This window comes from Acidovorax sp. 1608163 (genome assembly GCF_003669015.1).
In the GTDB taxonomy this organism is placed as follows: domain Bacteria; phylum Pseudomonadota; class Gammaproteobacteria; order Burkholderiales; family Burkholderiaceae_C; genus Acidovorax.
Genome location: NZ_CP033069.1, coordinates 1,610,957 through 1,630,575, shown reverse-complemented (window position 1 = coordinate 1,630,575; position 19,619 = coordinate 1,610,957). Strand labels below are relative to the sequence as shown.

Below are 19,619 nucleotides of genomic sequence, written 5' to 3'. Positions count from 1 at the left end.
GTTTGACACGGCGCACCTGGCATTTCAATAAAAACAGGCTCTAGCGCTTATCAATCAAGCGCAAGCAGCTACCAAATAAATAGCAAATACCCCACAACAGGCCCTCGACATGGCCGCTGTGTGGGCAACGCAACCTTAGAACCTGTTCAAAGTCTTTTTGGAGTTGCACAAGTGTCTTGCCGGGATGGGCTGCTAGGCGCAGCGCGCAGCCAATAGCCCGTGCTATTGGCAAGCGTTGCAACGCCGCAGACCGCCCGGCAAGCCACTTGCCCTACGGGTTGGAGTGAAATCGGGCGATTGGACGCACCGGCTGCTTGCATGGGCACGAGCCCATGCGGCGCATCCGAAGCATCCACTCATCCCGATTGCTCTCCAATGCAATCTCCAAAAAGACTTTGAACAGGTTCTTAGGCCTGGCACGCACGTTGGCCTTGCGGTCGCGTCACTACACCGTGAGGTAACGGGCCCACAGGCTGCGGTCTGCGTTCAGGGCATCAGAGTCGCCCTGCCACACCACACGCCCGCGCTCCAGGATCACATGGCGATCGGCCAGACCCATGAGGCGGTGCACGTACTTGTCCACCACCAAAATGGTCTGCCCCGCCGCCTTGAGCGTGCCCAAGCAGCGCCAGATTTCCTCGCGGATCACCGGGGCCAGGCCTTCGGTGGCTTCGTCCAGGATCAAGAGGCGCGGGTTGGTCGACAGCGCCCGGCCAATGGCCAGCATCTGCTGCTCGCCGCCCGACAACTGGCTGCCCAGGTGGTGCTGCCGCTCTTTGAGGCGTGGAAACACGCCGTAGATGCGCTCGATGTCCCACGCATCGCGCAGGCCGTTGCGGTTGTCGGCAAACGCCACCAAGTGCTCGCGCACACTGAGGTTGGGGAACACATGGCGCCCCTCGGGCACGATGGCCAGGCCCAGGCGGGCAATGGCGTCGGTGGGCATGCGGGTGGTGGCCTGGCCCGCAAAGCGCACCTGGCCTGCCGTGGGGCGCAGCGCCCCCACCAGGGTCTTGATGGTGGTGCTTTTGCCCATGCCGTTGCGGCCCAGCAGCGATACCACCTCGCCCGCCGCAATCTGCAGGTCTACACCAAACAGCACCTGGCTGGCGCCGTAGCCCGCCTCCACGGCCTGGCAGTTCAACAAGGGCTCGGGGGTGCTCATGCAGCGGTCTCCAGCGTTTCGGAGCCCAGGTACACGGCCTGCACTTCGGGGTGGTTGCGAATCTCGTCGGGCGTGCCTGCCGTCAGCACCCGGCCATACACCAGCACCGAGATGCGGTCGGCCAGGCGGAACACGGCCTCCATGTCGTGCTCGATCAGCAGCACGGCCATGCCCTCGCGCAGGGTCTCGATCAGCTGCACCATCTGCTGCGACTCGTCCGGCCCCATGCCCGCCATGGGCTCGTCCAGCAGCAGCAATTTGGGCGCAGAGGCCAGGGCCAGCGCCACATCCAGCGTGCGCTGCGCACCGTGGGGCAGCGCACCGGCGGTGGCATTCAAGCTGTGCTGCAGCCCCACACGCTCGGCCAGTTGCTCAGCCTGGGCGTACAGGCCTCGCGCCTGGGTGCGTGGCTGCCAAAACCGAAAGCTGGAGCCGCTGTGCGCCTGCACCGCCAGCAGCAGGTTGTCACGCACGCTCTGCTTTGGAAAGATGCGCGTGACCTGAAAGCAGCGCGACAGCCCATGCGCCACGCGCCGGTGCATGGGCAGTGCCGTAATGTCCACACCGCCCAGCACCACCCGGCCCTCGTCCGGCGTGAGCAGGCCCGAGATCTGGTTGACCAGCGTGGTCTTGCCCGCGCCGTTGGGGCCAATGAGCGCATGGATTTCGCCGTACTGCACCGACAGGCTCACATGGTCGGTGGCCAGCAGGCCGCCAAAGCGCTTGACCAGGCCCTGCACTTGAAACAAGCTCATGGCTTGCTCCCCTCGCGCAGTTGGCGCAGGCCGCGCAGCCCACCCCATGCCGCCAGCCCCTGGGGCGCATACAACGCCGTGGCAATCAGCAGCAGGCCCAGCGGCATGTGCCAGTAGTGGGTGTTGAGCTTGAGCACCTCCTCCAGCACCAGCCACACCGCAGCGCCCAGCGGCCCGCCCCAGCGGCGGCCCAGGCCGCCGATGACCACCATCACGATCAGCGTGGCCGATTGTGTCCAGTGCATCATCGATGGGCTCACAAAGCCATTGCCCATGGCCAGCAGCGCCCCGGCCAGGCCCGCAATGGCCCCGGCCAGCACAAAGGCGGTGAGCTGCAATGCGTACACCGGGTAGCCCAGCGCCCGCATGCGGGTCTCGTTGTCGCGGATGCCCGCCAGCGCCACGCCAAAGCGCGACTTGGTGGCCCGGTCCATCCACCACAGCACCGCAGCCACCAGCGCCAGCACCACCCAGTACAGCGTGGACTCATCGGCGCTGTTCAGCCCCCCGCCCAGCGCGGGCCGCGCCATCAGCGTGTAGCCATCGTCACCGCCGTAGCTGCGCAGCGACACGAACACGTAGTACAGCATTTGCGCAAAAGCCAGCGTGATCATGATGAAGTAAACGCCCTTGGTGCGCAGTGATACCGCACCAATCAACAGGGCCGCCAGCGCGGCAACCCCCATGGCCGCCGCCCACATCCCCCAGGCCGAGCCCACCCCGGCATCGCTGAGCACCACCACTGCATAGGCCCCCACGCCCATGAACCCCGCATGGCCCAGTGCCACCATGCCGCCAAAGCCCATGATGAAGTTCAGGCTCGCGGCGGCCAGCGCCACCACCAGCACGCGGCGCACAAAGCCGATGTAGAAGTCCAGCCCCATGGCAGATGCGATGGGCGGAAACACGGCCAGCGCTATCAACAGGGCCAGCGGCAATGCCACCCCCAGCCATCGCGGTGCGGCTGCGCCCGGGGCCGCTACGGCAGCAGAGTTCATCGGTACGTCCGACATGGTTCAGGCCCTTGCAGAGAAAAGCCCCGCAGGGCGAAAGGCCAGCACGGCAGCCATCAGGGCATACATGGCCACCTCGGCAAACAGCGGGCCCAGGTCTGCCGCCAGCGCGGGGGGCAAGGTGGCACGCAACAGCTGCGGCACAAAGGCGCGGCCCATGGTGTCCACCAGCCCCACCAGCAGCGCGGCCACAAAGGCGCCGCGCACCGAGCCAATGCCCCCAATGACAATGACCACCAGCGCCGGGATAAGGATGGATTCACCCATGCCCACCTGCACCGCCATGATGGGCCCCATGAGCGCGCCCGCCAGCGCCGCCAGCGCAGCGCCCAGCACAAAAATGCCGCTGAACACGCGCTTGACGCGCACGCCCATCAGCTCGGCCATCCAGCGGTCTGAAGCACCCGCGCGCACCAGCATGCCCACGCGGCTGTGGTTGACCAGCAGGTACAGCAGCCCCGCCACTAGCACACCCGCACCCAGCACCACCAGGCGGTACGAGGGATATGGCAGCCCGGCGAACAGATCCACCGGGCCAGAGAGCGCAGCGGGCGTGGGCGCCATCACGGGCGAGGGGCCCCACACCATCTTCACCGCATCGTCGGCCACCAAAATCACGCCAAACGTGGCCAGCACCTGGGCCAGGTGGTCGCGCCCGTACAGGCGGCGCATCAGCGTCACCTCCAGCAGCACCGCCACCAGCATGGTGGCCGCCACGGCCACCGCTACCGCCCCGGCAAACGAGCCGCTGTGCACATGCACCGTTGCCGCCACATAGGCACCCACCATAAACAGCGAGCCGTGCGAGAGGTTCATCACGTCCATGATCCCGAAGACCAGCGTGAGCCCCGCCGCAATCAAAAACAGCATGAGCCCGTAGCCCGCGCCGTTGAGCAATTGCTCGATGACGAGGATCCAGTTCATGGCTTCGAACAGCCCCACGGGCATCGTTTCCACATCGCGTCAGTTTTCGAAAGCGTCTGCATATCCTCAGTCCTTTGAAATAGCGCGGCCCATGCCAGGGCCGCCGCGCAAGGGCCGCCCCGCTGCGCTGGCAGCGTCCCCCTTCCCGAATGGCACAGCCATTCGGGAAGGGGGAAGGCGCAAAGTGCCTCAGGGGGATGTCACTTCAAACCGCACTGGGCCGAGTAGGCATCGCCGTAGTTCTCCAGCACGGTACGGATGGTCTTGTTGGTGATGCGGCCTTCGGCGTTCTTGCCCACGGTGCGCAGGTAGAAGTTCTGCACGGGGTAGTGGTTGTTGGCGTAGCGGAAATTGCCACGCACCGAGGGGTACTGCGCCTTGGCCAGGGCCTTGATCAAGGCGTCCTTGTCGCTGGCCTTACCACCTGCGGCCTTGACGGCAGCGTCCATGGCCATAATGGCGTCAAACGCCTGCGCGGCGTACAGCGAGGGCGTGCGGCCCGCGTATTCCTTGCGGAAAGCCGCCACGAAGGCCTTGTTGGCGGCGTTGTCCAGGTCGTGTGCCCAGTGGGTGGTGTTGAACAGGCCCAGCATGGGCTCGCCCACGGCGGTGATCACGTCTTCGTCGGCCGAGAAGCCGCTGGTGACCAGCGTGATGTCCTTGGACAGGCCCGCCCCCACAAACTGCTTGATGAAGTTGATGCCCATGGCACCGGGCAGGAAGAAGTACACCGCATCGGGCTTGGCGGCGCGCAGCTGGGCCAGTTCGGTGGCGTAGTCGATCTGCCCCACCTTGGTGAAGATCTCGTCGGCCACCTGGCCCTTGAACTTGCGCTTAAAGCCAGTCAGCGAATCCTTGCCCGCTGGGTAGTTGGGGGCGATCAGCACCATGCGGCCAAACTTCTGGTCGGCGGCAAACTGGCCTGCGGCCTCGTGGAACTGGTCGTTCTGGTAAGCCGTGCCAAAGAAGTAGGCGTTGCACTGCGCACCCGCCAGTTGGCTCGGGCCTGCATTGCTCGACAGGTAAGGCACCTTGGCCGCAAACAAGGTGGGGGCCACGGCCAGGGCCACGTTGCTCGCAATGGGGCCGGTGAACAGGTCGATTTTTTCGCGCTGCACGTAGCGATCCACCAGCTGCTTCGCCTGGTCAGGGCTGCCCGCCATGTCGGTCTGGATGAACTGTGCGGGCTGCCCGCCCAGCTTGCTGCCCAGCTGCTTGATGGCCAGCGCAAACCCATCGCGCGCCTCGGCACCGGGGCCAGCAAAGGGGCCTGACACATCCAGCGCAATCCCGACCTTGATGGGCGCGGCGGCCGTTCCCTGGGCCTGGGCCGACAAGCAAGCGCTGGTGGCCAGCGCCGCCAGCAGGGTCAGTTGCGCAGCGCGGCGCAGGGCAGGTCCGGAGAAAGGGCGAAATGTGGGGGCCATCGTCTGTCCTGTGGAGTTGAATTTGAAAAAAAGCGATACGCAGTTGGCAACCGCGAATGCTACAGCCCTACTTCGACCCTGCCCGCCACCACGCGCACCGGGAAAGTACGCACCGCTTCGGTGACAGGGGCCTTGCAAGGGGCACCCGTGCGGATGTCAAAGGTGCCCTGATGCAAGGGGCATTCCACGCAGCCGTCTTCGACCCAGCCATCGGACAATTTGGCCGCGCCGTGGGTGCACAGGTCGTGCAGGGCGTACAGCCCTTCTCCCTGCCGGAACACGGCCACCGGCAGACCGCCCGCTACCACGGGCCAGACGGCGCCGTCCGGAAAGTCATCGGGCTCGCCCACGTCGTGCCAGCTTTGGGCAGCGGCGGCGGCTTGGGCCAGCAGGGTCAAAGGGCTCAGGGTTTCGGATTCTGTGTGCATGGATCGACTCGTCATCAAATAGGGGTGGCCAACAGGGTGGGAACGCGCAAGGTGTCGTAGATGACGCGCTTGCTGCGGTAGCGCCACTCGCCCTCGTGCTGCACCACCTCGTCCAGGTAAGTGCCCGCCTGGTACACGCTCGAATCGCCCGCCTGGCCGGTGATGACGACGATGTAGCTGGACTGGGTGTGCACCACGCCCTCCTCCACCGCCGTGATGACCAGGCCCGAGGTGGCGTGGCGGTACACATGGTCTTCAAAGATGTTGGCGTTGCGCAGCGAGAGCACGCGGTCGCGCAGCATGCCGGCGTTGCGGCAATACACAATGGGCGCGGGCAGGCCTGCGTCGAAGTTCTCTTTGGGGATGATTTCGTAGCGGCAGTCTTCGACAAAGAAGCCGGGCCAGTCTTCGATCCGGTTGTTGTCCAGCGCGTGCACGTAGCGGTGCTGCAGCTCCAGCAGCTCGGTCCACAGCGGCAGTCGTTGTTGTGGTTGTTGATGTTGGTTCATGGCGGTGTTTCCTCAATAGCCCATGAGCTTTTGGTAGCCCACCCAAAAGCGGCGGATCAGGTTTTCGGTGATCACGGTGTCTTGCTGCTCGGGGGCCTCGCGCGCCATGGCGATGTAGGAGTGCTTGTCGCCATCGCGCGCGGTGCCGCGCTGCACCAGTTCGGTGGCCTCGGTGTCTTCCATCGAGATGTAGCCCGCAGGCCCCACCAGGTTGGCCTGCAACAGGCGCAGTTCGCGCAGCTCGGGCGTGTCGTCTTCGTAGCCGAAGAAATGGAACACCAGCTCAAAGTTGCTGGGCCCTTTGGCCAGCAACTGGCGGGCCACCAGCGTGTTGTGGATCTGCTGCACCACCAGCTGCGGAAAGATGGGCTGGATGTGGTTAGTGGTCATCTCTTCAAACTCTTTGATCTGCCCCAGCAGGGCCGGTTCTTCGAGCGCAAAGCCTTCGTCCATCGAGCGGATGTTCTGCGCGCTGTAGGCCGCCGCCGTGTCGGTGTCCACCTCGGGCTTGGTCACGGTGATGATGCTGTGCAGGCCGTGCGTGGCATCGGGAATGGAGCGCGCCTTCATGCCCACGCGAAAGATGTTGAACGTGGTGTGGAACAGGTGCAGCAGGCTCGCGTGGTAGGGGTCCTTCACGTTCTCGAAGTACAGCTTCCAGTTCGACTTGGAGTATTGCCGCGTGCAGCCCAGGTAGACGATGGGCTTGTGGAAGATGCGGTCGATCCAGGGGCGCATCTGCTCGCCCAGGTAGTCGGGCAGCGGCGGGGTTTGGTCGCTGAAGGTGGCAAACAGCAGGCCCTTGTAGCTGTCCACGCGCAGCTTGTGCAGGTTGTGCTCTTCGGGCTTGAAGTCTTTGGGCATGCCGACCATGCCCTTTTGGCCCCGGCGAAACGGCACACCCTGCAAGTCGCCATTGGCCGCAAAGCTCCACTGGTGGTACACGCAGGTGTGGCTGGCGGCGTTGCCGCGCTTTTCACGGCACACCATGGCCCCCCGGTGCGCGCAGCGGTTGACCCAGCAGGCCAGGCCCTCGGGGGTGCGGGTGACCACCACGGGCGTATCGCCGATGAAGGTGGACTTGAAGTCGCCCACGTTGGGGATCTCGGCCTCCAGGCCCAGAAAGCTCCACACCGGGCCGCGAAAGATGCGCTCTTGCTCGCGGTCGAACACCTCTTGCGAACTGAAGACGCTGTAGGGCACGCTGGAGCCGTCGGGCTGCGGGAAATGCACCAGCCGCTGCGCCTTGAGCGATGCGGGTGGCGCAATGGGAATCACAGGGACCACGGGGATGTCGGACATGGGCAAACCTCTTCGATGGGGATGCCTTCATGCTAGAAATCGCGGCGCCTGGGCGCTATCCACTATCGGCACGCAAGGCGCTGGGTCTGTCCGCTTCTGGCAAATCTGTGGAGGGGAGCCAATCACCTGCGCATGCGGCAGCCCCACCCCTGCGCAGAACCAAGCGGAAGAACCAATAGAGCAAAGGTGAGACAGAGGCAGCTACCCGCCCGCCGTCTGGCTGGGCAGCTCGCCAAAGCGCTCGCGGTAGTAGCTGGAAAAGCGCCCCAGGTGGCCAAAGCCAAACTCCAGCGCTGCATCGGTCACGCACGGGCTGGGCTGCTGCAACAGCCGCGCACGCACGGCATCCAGGCGCCGGTTGCGCAGCAGCGCCATGGGCGATGTGCCGTGGTGGCGCTGGCACAGCTGGTTCAGGCCCCGCACACTCACCCCGGCCGCACGGGCCAGGTCTTCCAGCGCCACGGGCGCACTCAGGCGGCTGTGCAGGTAGGCGTCCAGCCGGTCCAGCCGCCCTGCATCGCTCAGGCTGCCGTGGCCGGCTGGCAGCCCCGTCTGCGGTACTGCGGGCTCGCCACAGCCCTGCTCACGACCCGGCTTAGGCACAGGCAGGGCCTGGGCGCACGATGCCAGGAACAGCGCCACATTGCTCTCCATGTGGTCCACCCAGCGGGCATGCGCGGTGCTTTCTACCGGCTGCTGGCTGACGTGCAGCAGCGACTGCATGAGAAAGTGCCACTGCTGCCCCTGCACGGCCGATAAGGGCACCAGCGGGTGCACAAAGCGCGTGTCGTTGACCAGCGACTCGGGCGCCCAGGCCCGCAGCAGTGGGCAAGGCACCTTCAGGATGAGCTGGCGCGCACCCTGCTGCCAGCGCATGTGCAGGTTGCGCCGGGGCGCAATCAACGCGGCGGCACCGGCGGGCAGGCGAATGGGCACCCCGTCGGACACCATCTCGGCCACGCCCGAGAGCGACAGGTGCACCAGCACGAAGTCATCGAATGGGCGCGGGCGGATCTCGACCTCCGCACCGTATTGCAGCAGGAACACCTGCAACTGGCGGATGCGGACCTTGGACAGCGCGGTGTCCACCGCCCCGCTGCACCACTTCAGACCATGGTCTGAGAACTCGCGGGCGACCAGGTCATGCGAATCCACCCGCGCGCACGACGTGAACACCGGCCGCCGCTGCAGGGCGGACAGGTCCAGAGACAGGGCGGGCTGAAGCAGCATGCGACAAGGCCTTTTCGCGGGGGTGGGCGCAGTGCACTCAGGGGGCACCGCTTTGATTTGCGTCAAAACAGCAATTTCCATACCCAATGCCATTGCGCTGGAGGGAAAGTCCACCTATGGATGTCCTGCACCAGCCACCTGCGCGACAGCCCAGCGCCTGCGAGACCGGGGTGCCCGACGTAACATCCCGCCACACCCTGGCCGCCCAGCCTTCCCCACTTTTTCCGCGATCGCCCCAGCACCGATGTACCAAGCCCTGAAACCCTCGCGCAGCAGCACACTGGCCCTGCGCCACCTGAACTACCACGTCCGCCACTGGGGGCCCGACACCAGTCCGCTGCCCACGCTGGTGCTGCTGCACGGGTGGATGGACGTGAGCGCGTCGTACCAGTTCACGGTGGACGCGCTGCAGCGCGAGCGCCGCATCATCGCGCCCGACTGGCGCGGCTTTGGCCTGACCACCGGCGCGCCGGTAGACCACTATGTGTTTGCCGACTACCTGGCCGACCTGGACCTGCTGCTAGACCATTACGCCCCCGGCGAAGCCGTGGACCTGGTGGGTCACAGCATGGGTGGCAACGTGGCCATGATGTATGCGGGTGTGCGGCCGCAGCGCATTCGCCGTCTCGTCAACCTGGAAGGCTTTGGCATGCCCGCCACGCGGCCCGAACAAGCACCCCGGCGCTACGGGCAATGGATCGACGAGATCAAGCAACTGCACCAGGGCGATGTGGCCCTGAAAAGCTACGACAGCCAGGACGGCGTGGCCAGCCGCCTGATGAAAACCAACCCGCGCCTGTCCGAAGACAAGGCCCAATGGCTGGCGGGCCACTGGGCACGGCCCAATGCCCAGGGCCAGTGGGCCATCCTGGGCGACCCGGCCCACAAGATCTCCAGCGCCCAGCTGTACCGCCTGGACGAGGCGCTGGCCCTCTACCAGCACATCACCGCCCCCGTGCTGGCTGTGGAGGCCAGCGACGACAGCCTGGGCCAGTGGTGGAAAGGCAAATACAGCCTGGCCGAATACCACCAGCGCCTGACCCATGTGCGCGACGCGCGCACCGCCGTCGTGCAGGACGCCGGGCACATGCTGCACCACGACCAGCCGCAGCAAGTGGCACAGCTCATGGAGCAGTTTCTGGACGCCGCCTGAACCACCAGTTAAACCACCAGCAAAGTCACCATGCATCAAAATAGCCTCTAGCGCTTATGCATAAAGCGCTAGCAGCTATCATTTTTGAAAAGGCATCCGAAACATCTGGCAGCCGCCTGCCCCGGCTGTGCAGGCGCAAAGCCCTCCTGGGGACATTGGCGGGGCGGATTCACTTCCCATGAGAAAATCGCGGGTTATTCCACAGAACACGCAGGACAAGAACCATGGACGCAGAACGCACCAACCTCATCGGCACCACCCTCGAAGACCTGGCTCTGCGCACGCAAGAGTTACGGAGGTATCTTTGACTTCGATGCCAAATTTGAACGCCTGCGCACGGTAAACGCCTCGCTGGAAGACCCTTCGGTCTGGAACGACCCGAAGAAGGCCCAGGAGTTGGGCAAGGAACAAAAATCGCTCTCCAGCGTGGTCGTCACTCTGGAAAAGCTCACCCGCGACTTGGCCGACAACGCCGAGCTGTACGAGATGAGCAAGGAAGAAGGCGATGAAGCCGGCCTGCTGACCATCGAGGCCGAAGTCGCCACGATGCGCACGGCCGTGGAAGAGCTGGAGTTCCGCCGCATGTTCAGCAACGAGGCCGATCCGCTCAACTGCTTCGTCGACATCCAAGCGGGCGCCGGTGGTACCGAGGCCTGCGACTGGGCCAGCATGCTGCTGCGCCAGTACCTCAAGTACGCCGAGCGCAAGGGCTTCAAGGCCACCGTCGAAGACGAAACCCCGGGCGACGTGGCCGGTATCAAGAGCGCCACGATCAAGATCGAGGGCGAGTACGCCTTCGGCCTGCTGCGCACCGAAACCGGCGTGCACCGCCTGGTGCGCAAGAGCCCGTTCGACAGCTCAGGCGGCCGCCACACCTCGTTCGCGTCGCTGTTCGTGTACCCCGAAATCGATGACTCCATCGAGATCAACATCAACCCGGCCGACGTGCGCACCGACACCTTCCGCGCATCGGGCGCGGGCGGGCAGCACATCAACAAGACCGACTCGGCAGTGCGCCTGACGCACATCCCCACCGGCATCGTGGTGCAGTGCCAGGACGGCCGTAGCCAGCACAGCAACCGTGATGTGGCCTGGCAGCGCCTGCGCAGCCGCCTGTATGACTTTGAAATGCGCAAGCGCATGGAAGAGCAGCAGAAGCTGGAAGACACCAAGACCGACGTGGGCTGGGGACACCAGATTCGCAGCTATGTGCTGGACAACAGCCGCATCAAGGACCTGCGCACCAACGTCGAAATCTCGGCCACGCAAAAGGTGCTGGACGGCGACCTGGACGCGTTCATCGAAGCCTCGCTCAAGCAAGGGGTGTGATGGGCGCAGCGCACGGCGCCACCCCTGCCCACCGCCTGCGTGCGGTGGGCGCCGCGCCCTCTGGCCGCTGACCTGCCACTGAACCCCACACCTTGCACCCAACCCGCACCCGAAAGGCGGCATGACACCCACCCAAGCCATCATCTTCGACATGGACGGCACCATGATCGACTCCATGCCCTGGCACGCCAAGGCCTGGGTGGAGTTTGCCCGCCGCCGCGACATGGCCCTGGATGTGCCCGACCTCATGGCGCGCACCACCGGGCGCAACGGCACCGAATGCATCCGCGAGCTGCTGGGCCGCGAGGTGTCTCAGGACGAGGCCGACGCGCTGACCCGCGAAAAAGAAGACATCTACCGCGCCCTTTTTGGCCCGCAATTTGCCGAGGTGGCGGGCTTTCGCCAATTTGCCCAGCAGGTGGCGGGCCGCGGCCTGAAAGTGGCCGTGGGCACGGCAGGCGACATCCACAACGTGGAGTTCGCCATGTCGCGCCTGCAGATGCAGCCGCAGCCCCTGGCGGTGGTGCGGGGCGATGAAGGCCTGCCTGGCAAGCCGGAGCCCTCGATTTTTCTGGAAGCCGCCCGCAGGCTGGCCGTGGCGCCAGAGCACTGCATCGTTTTTGAAGACGCCCCTTTTGGCATTGAAGCCGCCCGCCGCGCTGGCATGCGCGCCGTGGCGGTGTGCAGCACGCACAGCCCCGCGCAACTGGCGGGGCCCCATGTGCTGGCCGCCGTGCGCGATTACACCGAACTCATGAACACCGACTTTTTGGAGAGCATCCATGTTGCAACTGTCTAAAGAAGACGGACAGGCCGTGCCTGTAGCCATCCACCGCGAGAACTACACCGCCCCCGCCTACTGGATCGACAGCGTCGAGCTCACGTTCGACCTGGACCCTGCCAAGACCCGCGTGCTCAACCGCATGGTGCTGCGCCGCAACCCCGACGTGGCCGCGCAACCTCTGCGCCTGCACGGCGAAGACCTGAACCTGGCGCGCGTGCTCGTCAACGGCCAGGGCACCTCGTTCAAGATGGACGGTGGCCAGCTGGTGCTGGAGAACCTGCCCGAAGGCAGCGAGCCCTGCGCCATCGAGATCTTCACCACCTGCGCGCCCGCCAAGAACACCAAGCTCATGGGCCTGTATGTGAGCAACGAGTCGTTCTTCACGCAGTGCGAGGCCGAGGGCTTCCGCCGCATCACCTACTTCCTGGACCGCCCGGATGTGATGGCCAGCTACACCGTGACGCTGCGCGCCGACAAGACGCAATACCCCGTGCTGCTCTCCAACGGCAACCTGGTGGACAGCGGTGACCTGGAAGACGGCCGCCACTTTGCCAAGTGGGTGGACCCGCACAAGAAGCCCTGCTACCTGTTCGCCCTGGTGGCTGGCAAGCTGGTGGCACGCGAGCAAAAAATCCGCACCCGCGCGGGCACGGACCACCTGCTGCAGGTGTATGTGCGCCCGGGCGACCTGGGCAAGACTGAGCACGCCATGAATTCGCTGATGGCCAGCATCGCCTGGGACGAAGCCCGCTTTGGCCTGCCGCTGGACCTGGAGCGCTTCATGATCGTCGCCACCAGCGACTTCAACATGGGCGCCATGGAGAACAAGGGCCTGAACATCTTCAACACGAAGTACGTTCTGGCCAGCGAGGCCACCGCCACCGACACCGACTTCGCCAACATCGAAAGCGTTGTGGGCCACGAGTACTTCCACAACTGGACGGGCAACCGCGTGACCTGCCGCGACTGGTTCCAGCTGAGCCTGAAGGAAGGCCTCACCGTATTCCGTGACCAGGAGTTCAGCATGGACCTGGCGGGCAGCCCCTCGGCCCGCGCCGTCAAGCGCATCGAAGACGTGCGCGTGCTGCGCACCGCCCAGTTCCCCGAAGACGCGGGCCCCATGGCCCACCCGGTGCGGCCCGACAGCTACGTCGAGATCAACAACTTCTACACCGTCACCATCTACGAAAAAGGCTCCGAAGTCGTGCGCATGCAGCACAACCTGGTCGGCCGCGACGGTTTTGCCAAGGGCATGAAGCTGTACTTCGAGCGCCACGACGGCCAGGCCGTGACCTGCGACGACTTCGTGCAATCAATAGCCGATGCCAACCCCGCCAGCCCGCTGGCGCAGCACCTGCCGCAGTTCAAGCGCTGGTACAGCCAGGCGGGCACGCCCCGCGTGCGCGCGACCGGGGTGTATGACACTGCCACGCGCTGCTACGCCCTCACCTTGTCACAAAGCTGCCCCGCAACGCCCGGCCAGCCGACCAAGGAGCCGTTCGTCATTCCTGTGGAGCTGGGCCTGCTGAGCACCTCAGGCGCCCCCCTGCCCTTGCAGCTGACGGGCGAGGCCGTCACTGGCGCCCTGTCGCAAGTGCTGGTGCTAACCGAGGCATCGCAAACCTTCACCTTCACCAACCTCGACAGCGCCCCGGTGCCCTCGCTGCTGCGCAATTTCAGCGCCCCGGTGGTGCTGGACATCGACTACACGGATGCCGAGCTGCTCACCCTGCTGGCGCACGACACCGATGCCTTTAACCGCTGGGAAGCAGGCCAGCGCCTGGCACTGCGAATCGCTATCAATAGCATAGCTTCTAGCGCTGATTTGGCGGGCGCTACAGCCACTTCAGAGCCCAAAATTCTGGGCACGGCCTTCGTCGAGGCCATGCGTGCTGTGCTGCGCCATCCCGGCTTGGATGCCGCCTTCAAGGAGTTGGTGCTCACCCTGCCGTCAGAGACCTACATCGCCGAGCAGCTGGACGTGGTGGACCCGCAGCGCATCCACTCCGTGCGCGAAGCCATGCGCACCGAACTGGCGCTGGCCCTGCGCGCCGACTGGGAAGCCGCCTGGGAGCAGCACCAGAACACCGGCGGCTACCAGCCTGACAGCGTCTCCAGCGGTCGCCGCGCCTTGAGCGGCATGGCCCTGCACATGCTGTGCATCTCAGCGCAGATCACGGGCGATGCCGTGTGGCCCGGCAAGGCCTACCAGCGCTTCAAGGACGCGGGCAACATGACCGACCGCTTCAACGCCCTCACGGCCCTGGTGGCCAGCGGCCACGAACTGGCAGCCCCTGCCCTGGCGCGCTTTCATGCGCTGTTCAAGAACGAGCCGCTGGTCATCGACAAGTGGTTTGCCCTGCAGGCGGGCGCGCCCGACCGGGGCGGCAACGTGCTGCCCGCCGTGCGCCAGCTCATGCAGCACCCCGACTTCAGTCTCAAGAACCCCAACCGCGCGCGCAGCGTGATCTTCAGCTACTGCAGCGCCAACCCCGGCGCCTTCCACCGCCTGGATGCGGGTGGCTATGTGTTCTGGAGCGACCGCGTGATCGAGCTGGACGCGATCAACCCCCAAGTGGCCGCCCGCCTGGCGCGCGCACTGGACCGCTGGAAAAAGCTGGCCGAGCCCTGGCGCACCGCCGCCCGCGAAGCCATCGCCCGCGTGGCCGCCCGCGAGGGCCTGAGCAACGACGTGCGCGAAGTCGTCAACCGCGCACTGGCCGAATAAACAAGGAGTCTCCCCATGGCAAAACCCATCAGCCTCACCCGCTACCTGGTCGAACAACAGCGCGTTGACGGCCATATTCCCTCTCAACTGCGCCTGCTGCTGGAAGTGGTGGCACGCGCCTGCAAAGGCATCAGCCAAGCCGTCAACAAGGGCGCACTGGGCGGCGTGCTCGGCAGTGCCGAGAGCGAAAACGTGCAGGGCGAGGTCCAGAAGAAACTGGACATCATCGCCAACGAAGTGCTCATTGAAGCCAATGAATGGGGCGGCCACCTGGCGGCCATGGCATCCGAAGAAATGGACGGCATCTACCTGGTGCCCAACCGCTACCCGCAAGGCGAATACCTGCTGTTGTTCGATCCCCTGGACGGCTCCAGCAACATCGATGTGAACGTGAGCATTGGCACCATCTTCAGCGTGCTCAAGAAGCCCGATGACGACCGTGGCGTGGAGGAAGGCGACTTCCTGCAGGCAGGCAACCGCCAAGTGGCCGCTGGCTACTGCATCTACGGCCCGCAAACCACGCTGGTGCTCACGGTGGGCGACGGCGTGGCCATGTTCACCCTGGACCGCGAGCAAGGCTCCTTCGTGCTGACGCAAGAGAACGTGCGCATCCCCGAGGACACCAAGGAATTCGCGATCAACATGAGCAACATGCGCCACTGGGATGAGCCAGTCAAGCGCTACATCGACGAATGCCTGCAAGGCAAGGAAGGCCCGCGCGGCAAGGACTTCAACATGCGCTGGATTGCATCGATGGTGGCCGACGTGCACCGCATCCTGACCCGTGGCGGCGTCTTCATGTACCCCTGGGACAAGCGCGAACCCAACAAGCCCGGCAAGCTGCGCCTGATGTACGAAGCCAACCCCATGGGCTGGCTGGTAGAGCAAGCCGGCGGTGCCGCCACCAACGGCAAAGGCCGCATCCTGGACATCCAGCCCCAGCAACTGCACGAACGCGTCAGCGTCATCCTCGGCTCCAAGAACGAAGTGGAGCGGGTCACCAGCTACCATTCGACGCTATAATTTGAGGCTAACGCCGGTGTAGCTCAGTCGGTAGAGCAGCTCATTCGTAATGAGAAGGTCGGGTGTTCGATTCATCTCTCCGGCACCAAGTCAGTAAAGGAAACCCTGCTATCCAAAAGATAGCGGGGTTTTTCTTTTGTTGCAGCTTACAGACTATTTACAGACGTGCGTGGTGGTGTTTAGGACAACGTCCAATCAGTCGATTTGGGCAAGCGACTAGGACTCGACCGCATGCGGAAACCGGAACTGTCATGCGCGACCACGCGTGGGTCTACTTCGCTTCCAGCTCCTGTGAATTCGTCCCACACGCGCCTAAATCCAACGTTCAAGGTATTTCATGAGCAGAAAGCCTAGCGGGCCTCCCGAGGCCATCGAACGAGCCATGGACACAGCCAAAACAACGCAGTCGGCGATCGAACTGCGTCGGGCTCTGGCGGTCATGCTTCCAATTCTTCACGAATTGTCCATCTCAGAAACAGCCAGTGTGCTGGGAAGATCCGAGACTTGGGTCGTCAAAGAACGGCAGGGCTTCATACGTGAATCATCAAGTGCCATTCAAGACTCATCCAAGGGCGGGCGCCGAAACCAGCTAATTCCAGCGGATCAAGAGGATGCGTTTATGGAGTCGGTGTGGACTTCACCCGGTTCAATAGACACCTATCAAGGTCGAAATTGAACTGGAGAGTGAGAAATGAAGAGAGTGCGATACCCGGCTGAGTTCAAGGCAGAAGCCGTCAAACAGGTGACCGAGCGTGGTCATGGGGTAGTGGATGTAGCCAAGCGATTGGGCATGTCGGACAAAAGCCTGTACCTGTGGGTGCGGCTTGCCAAAGAGCAATCGAGCGCAGGGGGGCAGAGACAAGCCAGCTCAAGGCCGAGGTATCCCGGCTCAAAGCGGAGCTCAAAAGGGCCAATGAGGAGCGCGACATCCTAAAAAAGGCCGCAACGTACTTTGCCAAGCTGTCCGGGTGAAGTACGCATTCATGGCCGAACATAAAGGCCAGTTCCGGCTCAGCAGCATGTGCCGCGTTCTGCGCGTACAGCGCAGTGGCTATTACGCTTGGAAGGCCAATCCAAAGTCCAAACGCGCCTTAGCCGACGATGTCTTGCTGGCAAGCATTCGGCAATCCTTTGACGACAGCCACGGGATTTATGGAAGCCCACGCATCCTGCGGGACTTGCGAGAGGACGGTATGGCGTGCGGTCAAAAACGTGTAGCACGCCTGATGCGCCAGGCCCAACTGCGCTCAGTGCGTGGTTACAAGCGGCCACGCTACCGAGTCGGTCTTCCTGCGACTGCCGCACCGAACCGGTTGCAACGTGAGTTCACGGTCACGCTACCGAACCAAGTGTGGGTCACCGACATTACCTATATCCGAACCCATGAGGGCTGGTTGTACCTAACGGCCGTAATTGACCTGTACTCGCGCATGGTGGTCGGCTGGGCGATGAACTCCAGCATGGCTACAGAGTTGGTGTTGGATGCGCTCACGATGGCAGTGTGGCGCAGGCGCCCAACGGGTCCAGTGATGATCCATTCCGACCAAGGAAGTCAGTTTGGCAGTGACGACTTCGCCCGCTGGTGCAAGGACAACCAATTGGTGCCAAGCATGAGCCGACGTGGAAACTGTTGGGACAACGCGGTAGCAGAGTCCTTCTTCAGCAGCTTGAAGAAGGAGAGAATCAAACGCCATATCTATGCCACCAGGCAAGACGCCAAGTCAGATGTGTTTGACTACATCGAAGGTTTTTACAATCGAATCCGTCGGCACAGTCACCTAGACCAACTGAGTCCGCTGGCATTCGAACAACTTCGAAACGGAAGTTGAAATATGTCTACGAAACCGGGTGAAGTCCACAGAGAGAAAAGAGCCCAACGAATACGCCCTACCGGCCTTCGTAATGAGAAGGTCGGGTGTTCGATTCATCTCTCCGGCACCAAATGAAAAGCCCTGATTCGCAAGAGTCAGGGCTTTTTTCATGGGTTTGGGCTATGCCGACAGACCACTCGGCCGGTTCTGAAATTCAGTGGGTTGGCGCAAACTTTGTTTGCGAATGGCGGCAAATTGTGGACACTTGGAACGCCCGCTAGGTTGCCACGTGTAGGCGTGGCTGCCCACAATTTTCGGGACTCTGCGCACCGCTGGAAAGGCCATCACACCATGCAAAACAGAACCCCCACCGACCGCAGAAGCGGCATCGACCGCCGACAAACGCAAAATGAGCCACCCGCCAGCTATGAGCGGCGCAGAACCATTGAGCCCCGGCAGCCGGAGGTCGTAGAGATCGAGCTGTCGCCCGAAGAGCTCATCGCACTCGGCTTTGACACGGCACCAAAGCCAAACAAACCCTGATTGCCCCCATAGGCTTGCACTGTCGCTGAAAGGCTATAGACATCGCGGCTGAACAGTCCCAGTCGCTTTTGCCGCGCTGACTCAGCAGGCGCCCACTGAAATCCTGTGCATGCTTTGGGCATGCAGCACCTCCAGTCAGTCTGGACGCACCATCAAGACGCGGTGCACCACCATGTCCAGTGCGGGCTTGGTATTGCCCTGCTTATCGGTCCAGACCTTGGGGGTCAACGCACCCGACACGGACACGGCCTCACCCTCTTGGGCATCGTGCAAAAGCTCGCACACCCTGGGATCAAAGGCGATGAGATTGACGAGCACGCCATCGACATCGACGCCCGTCACACGCAAGCGCGCCACCGTATAGGACTTGCCCGCCTTGTCCACCCGACGCTCGGCAGCGCTCCACAGCCTGCCTGCCACCAAACCATCAATCATCTGATCCTCAACTTCCAGACTGGCTCTGGCCCAAAGCAAAAAAGCCCGGCTCCTTTCGGAACCGGGCTTTTGCTATCAATGGTCGGCGTGGCGGGATTCGAACTCGCGACCCCTTGCACCCCATGCAAGTGCGCTACCAGGCTGCGCTACACGCCGACAAGACTTAGATTATATACACAAAATAGGCCCCTTAAGAAAGGAGAGCCTTTATCTCCAACAATTCTTGGCGGACTGTAGCAAAGTCCAAAACCTTGTCGTTTCGCACCGCCATAGCGGAAGAATCGGCAAGCTCGGCACCCAACGCGTCCGGACTATCGCCCTCCAACGCCACGCTGTTGTCACGCTCAAGGTGCGTCAGCTCTTGCAACCGGTTGCGTGCGCCGCTGATGGTGAAGCCCTGGTCGTACAGCAGATCCCGTATCCGCCGGATCATCAACACTTCATGGTGCTGGTAATAGCGGCGGTTGCCGCGCCGCTTCATGGGACGCAGTTGCGTGAACTCCTGCTCCCAGTAGCGCAGCACATGCGGCTTCACGCCGCAGAGTTCAGCGACTTCACCAATGGTGAAGTAGCGCTTGGCTGGAATAGGAGGAAGCGTTGTGCCCATGAAGGGAAGACCGGTGTACTCGAAAACCGCTTAGCGTACTGCAGAGGCCGAACGGCCGCCAGCGCGAATCCACGGATTCCCATTCAAAACAGGAAAAGGTTCACACGGACTCTGTCGCGCTGCCCTGAATCTGCTCTTTGAGCTTGCTGCTGGCGTGGAAGGTGACGACCCGCCGTGCCTGGATGGGAATGGCCTCACCCGTGCGCGGATTGCGCCCGGGCCGGGGGGCTTTGGTTCGGATCTGAAAGTTGCCAAACCCCGACAGCTTCACATCCTTGCCCTCGATCAGGCTTTGCACGATGAGGTCAAAGAATGCGTCGATCATGTCTTTGGACTCGCGCTTGTTCAGCCCAATCTGGTCAAACAAAAGGTCTGCCAGCTGAGCCTTGGTCAGCGCGTTGGTCTCCAGGCTGTCGACTGCAAATTCAATCACTTGGGCCATCTCCACGCCAG

At 63.4% G+C, this 19,619-nt stretch carries 19 protein-coding genes, 2 tRNA genes and 1 pseudogene; 9 read left to right on the top strand and 13 right to left on the bottom strand.

Going from position 1 to position 19,619, the window contains the following annotated elements:
* Positions 1-445: 445 nt before the first annotated feature.
* The 9 genes from EAG14_RS07305 to EAG14_RS07265 all read right to left on the bottom strand — a co-directional run bounded on the left by EAG14_RS07305 (position 446) and on the right by EAG14_RS07265 (position 8,753).
* A complete protein-coding gene (locus tag EAG14_RS07305) occupies positions 446-1,165 on the bottom strand; it encodes an ABC transporter ATP-binding protein (RefSeq protein ID WP_121728478.1) in 720 nt (239 codons plus the stop codon).
* On the bottom strand, positions 1,162-1,920 hold the full coding sequence (locus EAG14_RS07300) for an ABC transporter ATP-binding protein (RefSeq protein WP_121728477.1): 759 nt from the start codon (positions 1,918-1,920) through the stop codon (positions 1,162-1,164). The genes EAG14_RS07305 and EAG14_RS07300 overlap by 4 nt, the downstream gene beginning before the upstream one ends.
* A complete protein-coding gene (locus tag EAG14_RS07295) occupies positions 1,917-2,933 on the bottom strand; it encodes a branched-chain amino acid ABC transporter permease (RefSeq protein WP_240456964.1) in 1,017 nt (338 codons plus the stop codon). The genes EAG14_RS07300 and EAG14_RS07295 overlap by 4 nt, the downstream gene beginning before the upstream one ends.
* Positions 2,934-2,936: 3 nt before the next feature.
* Complete coding sequence (locus EAG14_RS07290) at positions 2,937-3,857, bottom strand: branched-chain amino acid ABC transporter permease (RefSeq protein ID WP_121730354.1); 921 nt, start codon at positions 3,855-3,857, stop codon at positions 2,937-2,939.
* A gap of 200 nt (positions 3,858-4,057) precedes the next feature.
* On the bottom strand, positions 4,058-5,284 hold the full coding sequence (locus EAG14_RS07285; RefSeq protein ID WP_121728475.1) for an ABC transporter substrate-binding protein: 1,227 nt from the start codon (positions 5,282-5,284) through the stop codon (positions 4,058-4,060).
* Between the two features lie 59 nt (positions 5,285-5,343).
* Entirely contained in the window at positions 5,344-5,712 is a 369-nt protein-coding gene (andAb, locus tag EAG14_RS07280) for an anthranilate 1,2-dioxygenase ferredoxin subunit AndAb (RefSeq protein ID WP_240456963.1), read from the bottom strand.
* Positions 5,713-5,726: 14 nt separating this feature from the next.
* A complete protein-coding gene (gene andAd, locus EAG14_RS07275) occupies positions 5,727-6,221 on the bottom strand; it encodes an anthranilate 1,2-dioxygenase small subunit AndAd (RefSeq protein WP_121728474.1) in 495 nt (164 codons plus the stop codon).
* Positions 6,222-6,233: 12 nt separating this feature from the next.
* The gene (gene andAc / locus EAG14_RS07270; protein WP_240456962.1) at positions 6,234-7,523 is read right to left on the bottom strand and encodes an anthranilate 1,2-dioxygenase large subunit AndAc; all 1,290 of its coding nucleotides are present in this window, start codon (positions 7,521-7,523) and stop codon (positions 6,234-6,236) included.
* Positions 7,524-7,724: 201 nt separating this feature from the next.
* Positions 7,725-8,753 carry an AraC family transcriptional regulator gene (locus EAG14_RS07265; protein WP_205603505.1) on the bottom strand — a complete coding sequence of 343 codons (1,029 nt, stop codon included), beginning with the start codon at positions 8,751-8,753 and terminating at the stop codon, positions 7,725-7,727.
* 244 nt (positions 8,754-8,997) lie between these two features.
* Between EAG14_RS07265 and EAG14_RS07260 the strand changes: the two genes are divergently transcribed.
* From EAG14_RS07260 to EAG14_RS07225, 9 genes and pseudogenes are all read left to right on the top strand, one after another.
* Positions 8,998-9,906, top strand: a complete 909-nt coding sequence (locus EAG14_RS07260; RefSeq protein ID WP_121728473.1) for an alpha/beta fold hydrolase — start codon at positions 8,998-9,000, stop codon at positions 9,904-9,906.
* A gap of 224 nt (positions 9,907-10,130) precedes the next feature.
* A protein-coding gene (gene prfB, locus EAG14_RS07255) for a peptide chain release factor 2 (RefSeq protein WP_099655969.1) occupies positions 10,131-11,235 on the top strand; the annotation gives its coding sequence in 2 pieces (ribosomal slippage) (positions 10,131-10,211 and positions 10,213-11,235; 1,104 coding nt in all).
* A 121-nt stretch (positions 11,236-11,356) separates the two neighbouring features.
* Positions 11,357-12,034 carry an HAD family phosphatase gene (locus EAG14_RS07250; RefSeq protein WP_099741549.1) on the top strand — a complete coding sequence of 226 codons (678 nt, stop codon included), beginning with the start codon at positions 11,357-11,359 and terminating at the stop codon, positions 12,032-12,034.
* Complete coding sequence (pepN, locus tag EAG14_RS07245; protein ID WP_121728472.1) at positions 12,018-14,747, top strand: aminopeptidase N; 2,730 nt, start codon at positions 12,018-12,020, stop codon at positions 14,745-14,747. The genes EAG14_RS07250 and pepN overlap by 17 nt, the downstream gene beginning before the upstream one ends.
* A gap of 15 nt (positions 14,748-14,762) precedes the next feature.
* Positions 14,763-15,770 (top strand): class 1 fructose-bisphosphatase, encoded by a 1,008-nt coding sequence (locus tag EAG14_RS07240; RefSeq protein WP_099655972.1) that lies wholly within the window; start codon positions 14,763-14,765, stop codon positions 15,768-15,770.
* 12 nt (positions 15,771-15,782) lie between these two features.
* Positions 15,783-15,858: transfer RNA gene (locus EAG14_RS07235), tRNA-Thr, on the top strand.
* Positions 15,859-16,152: 294 nt separating this feature from the next.
* Entirely contained in the window at positions 16,153-16,446 is a 294-nt protein-coding gene (locus EAG14_RS22700; protein WP_162995932.1) for a helix-turn-helix domain-containing protein, read from the top strand.
* A 15-nt stretch (positions 16,447-16,461) separates the two neighbouring features.
* Positions 16,462-17,599: pseudogene (locus EAG14_RS07230) on the top strand (IS3 family transposase).
* A gap of 333 nt (positions 17,600-17,932) precedes the next feature.
* Positions 17,933-18,124, top strand: a complete 192-nt coding sequence (locus EAG14_RS07225; RefSeq protein ID WP_099741551.1) for a hypothetical protein — start codon at positions 17,933-17,935, stop codon at positions 18,122-18,124.
* Between the two features lie 135 nt (positions 18,125-18,259).
* Here EAG14_RS07225 and EAG14_RS07220 read toward each other — a convergent pair whose 3' ends face one another.
* The 4 genes from EAG14_RS07220 to EAG14_RS07205 form a co-directional block, all read right to left on the bottom strand.
* Positions 18,260-18,559 carry a single-stranded DNA-binding protein gene (locus EAG14_RS07220; protein WP_099741552.1) on the bottom strand — a complete coding sequence of 100 codons (300 nt, stop codon included), beginning with the start codon at positions 18,557-18,559 and terminating at the stop codon, positions 18,260-18,262.
* 79 nt (positions 18,560-18,638) lie between these two features.
* A tRNA-Pro gene (locus EAG14_RS07215) sits at positions 18,639-18,715 on the bottom strand.
* 34 nt (positions 18,716-18,749) lie between these two features.
* Positions 18,750-19,166, bottom strand: coding sequence for a MerR family transcriptional regulator (locus EAG14_RS07210; RefSeq protein ID WP_121728471.1), 417 nt, complete (start codon positions 19,164-19,166; stop codon positions 18,750-18,752).
* A gap of 100 nt (positions 19,167-19,266) precedes the next feature.
* The gene (locus EAG14_RS07205) at positions 19,267-19,608 is read right to left on the bottom strand and encodes an integration host factor subunit alpha (protein ID WP_099655976.1); all 342 of its coding nucleotides are present in this window, start codon (positions 19,606-19,608) and stop codon (positions 19,267-19,269) included.
* Positions 19,609-19,619 lie beyond the last annotated feature (11 nt).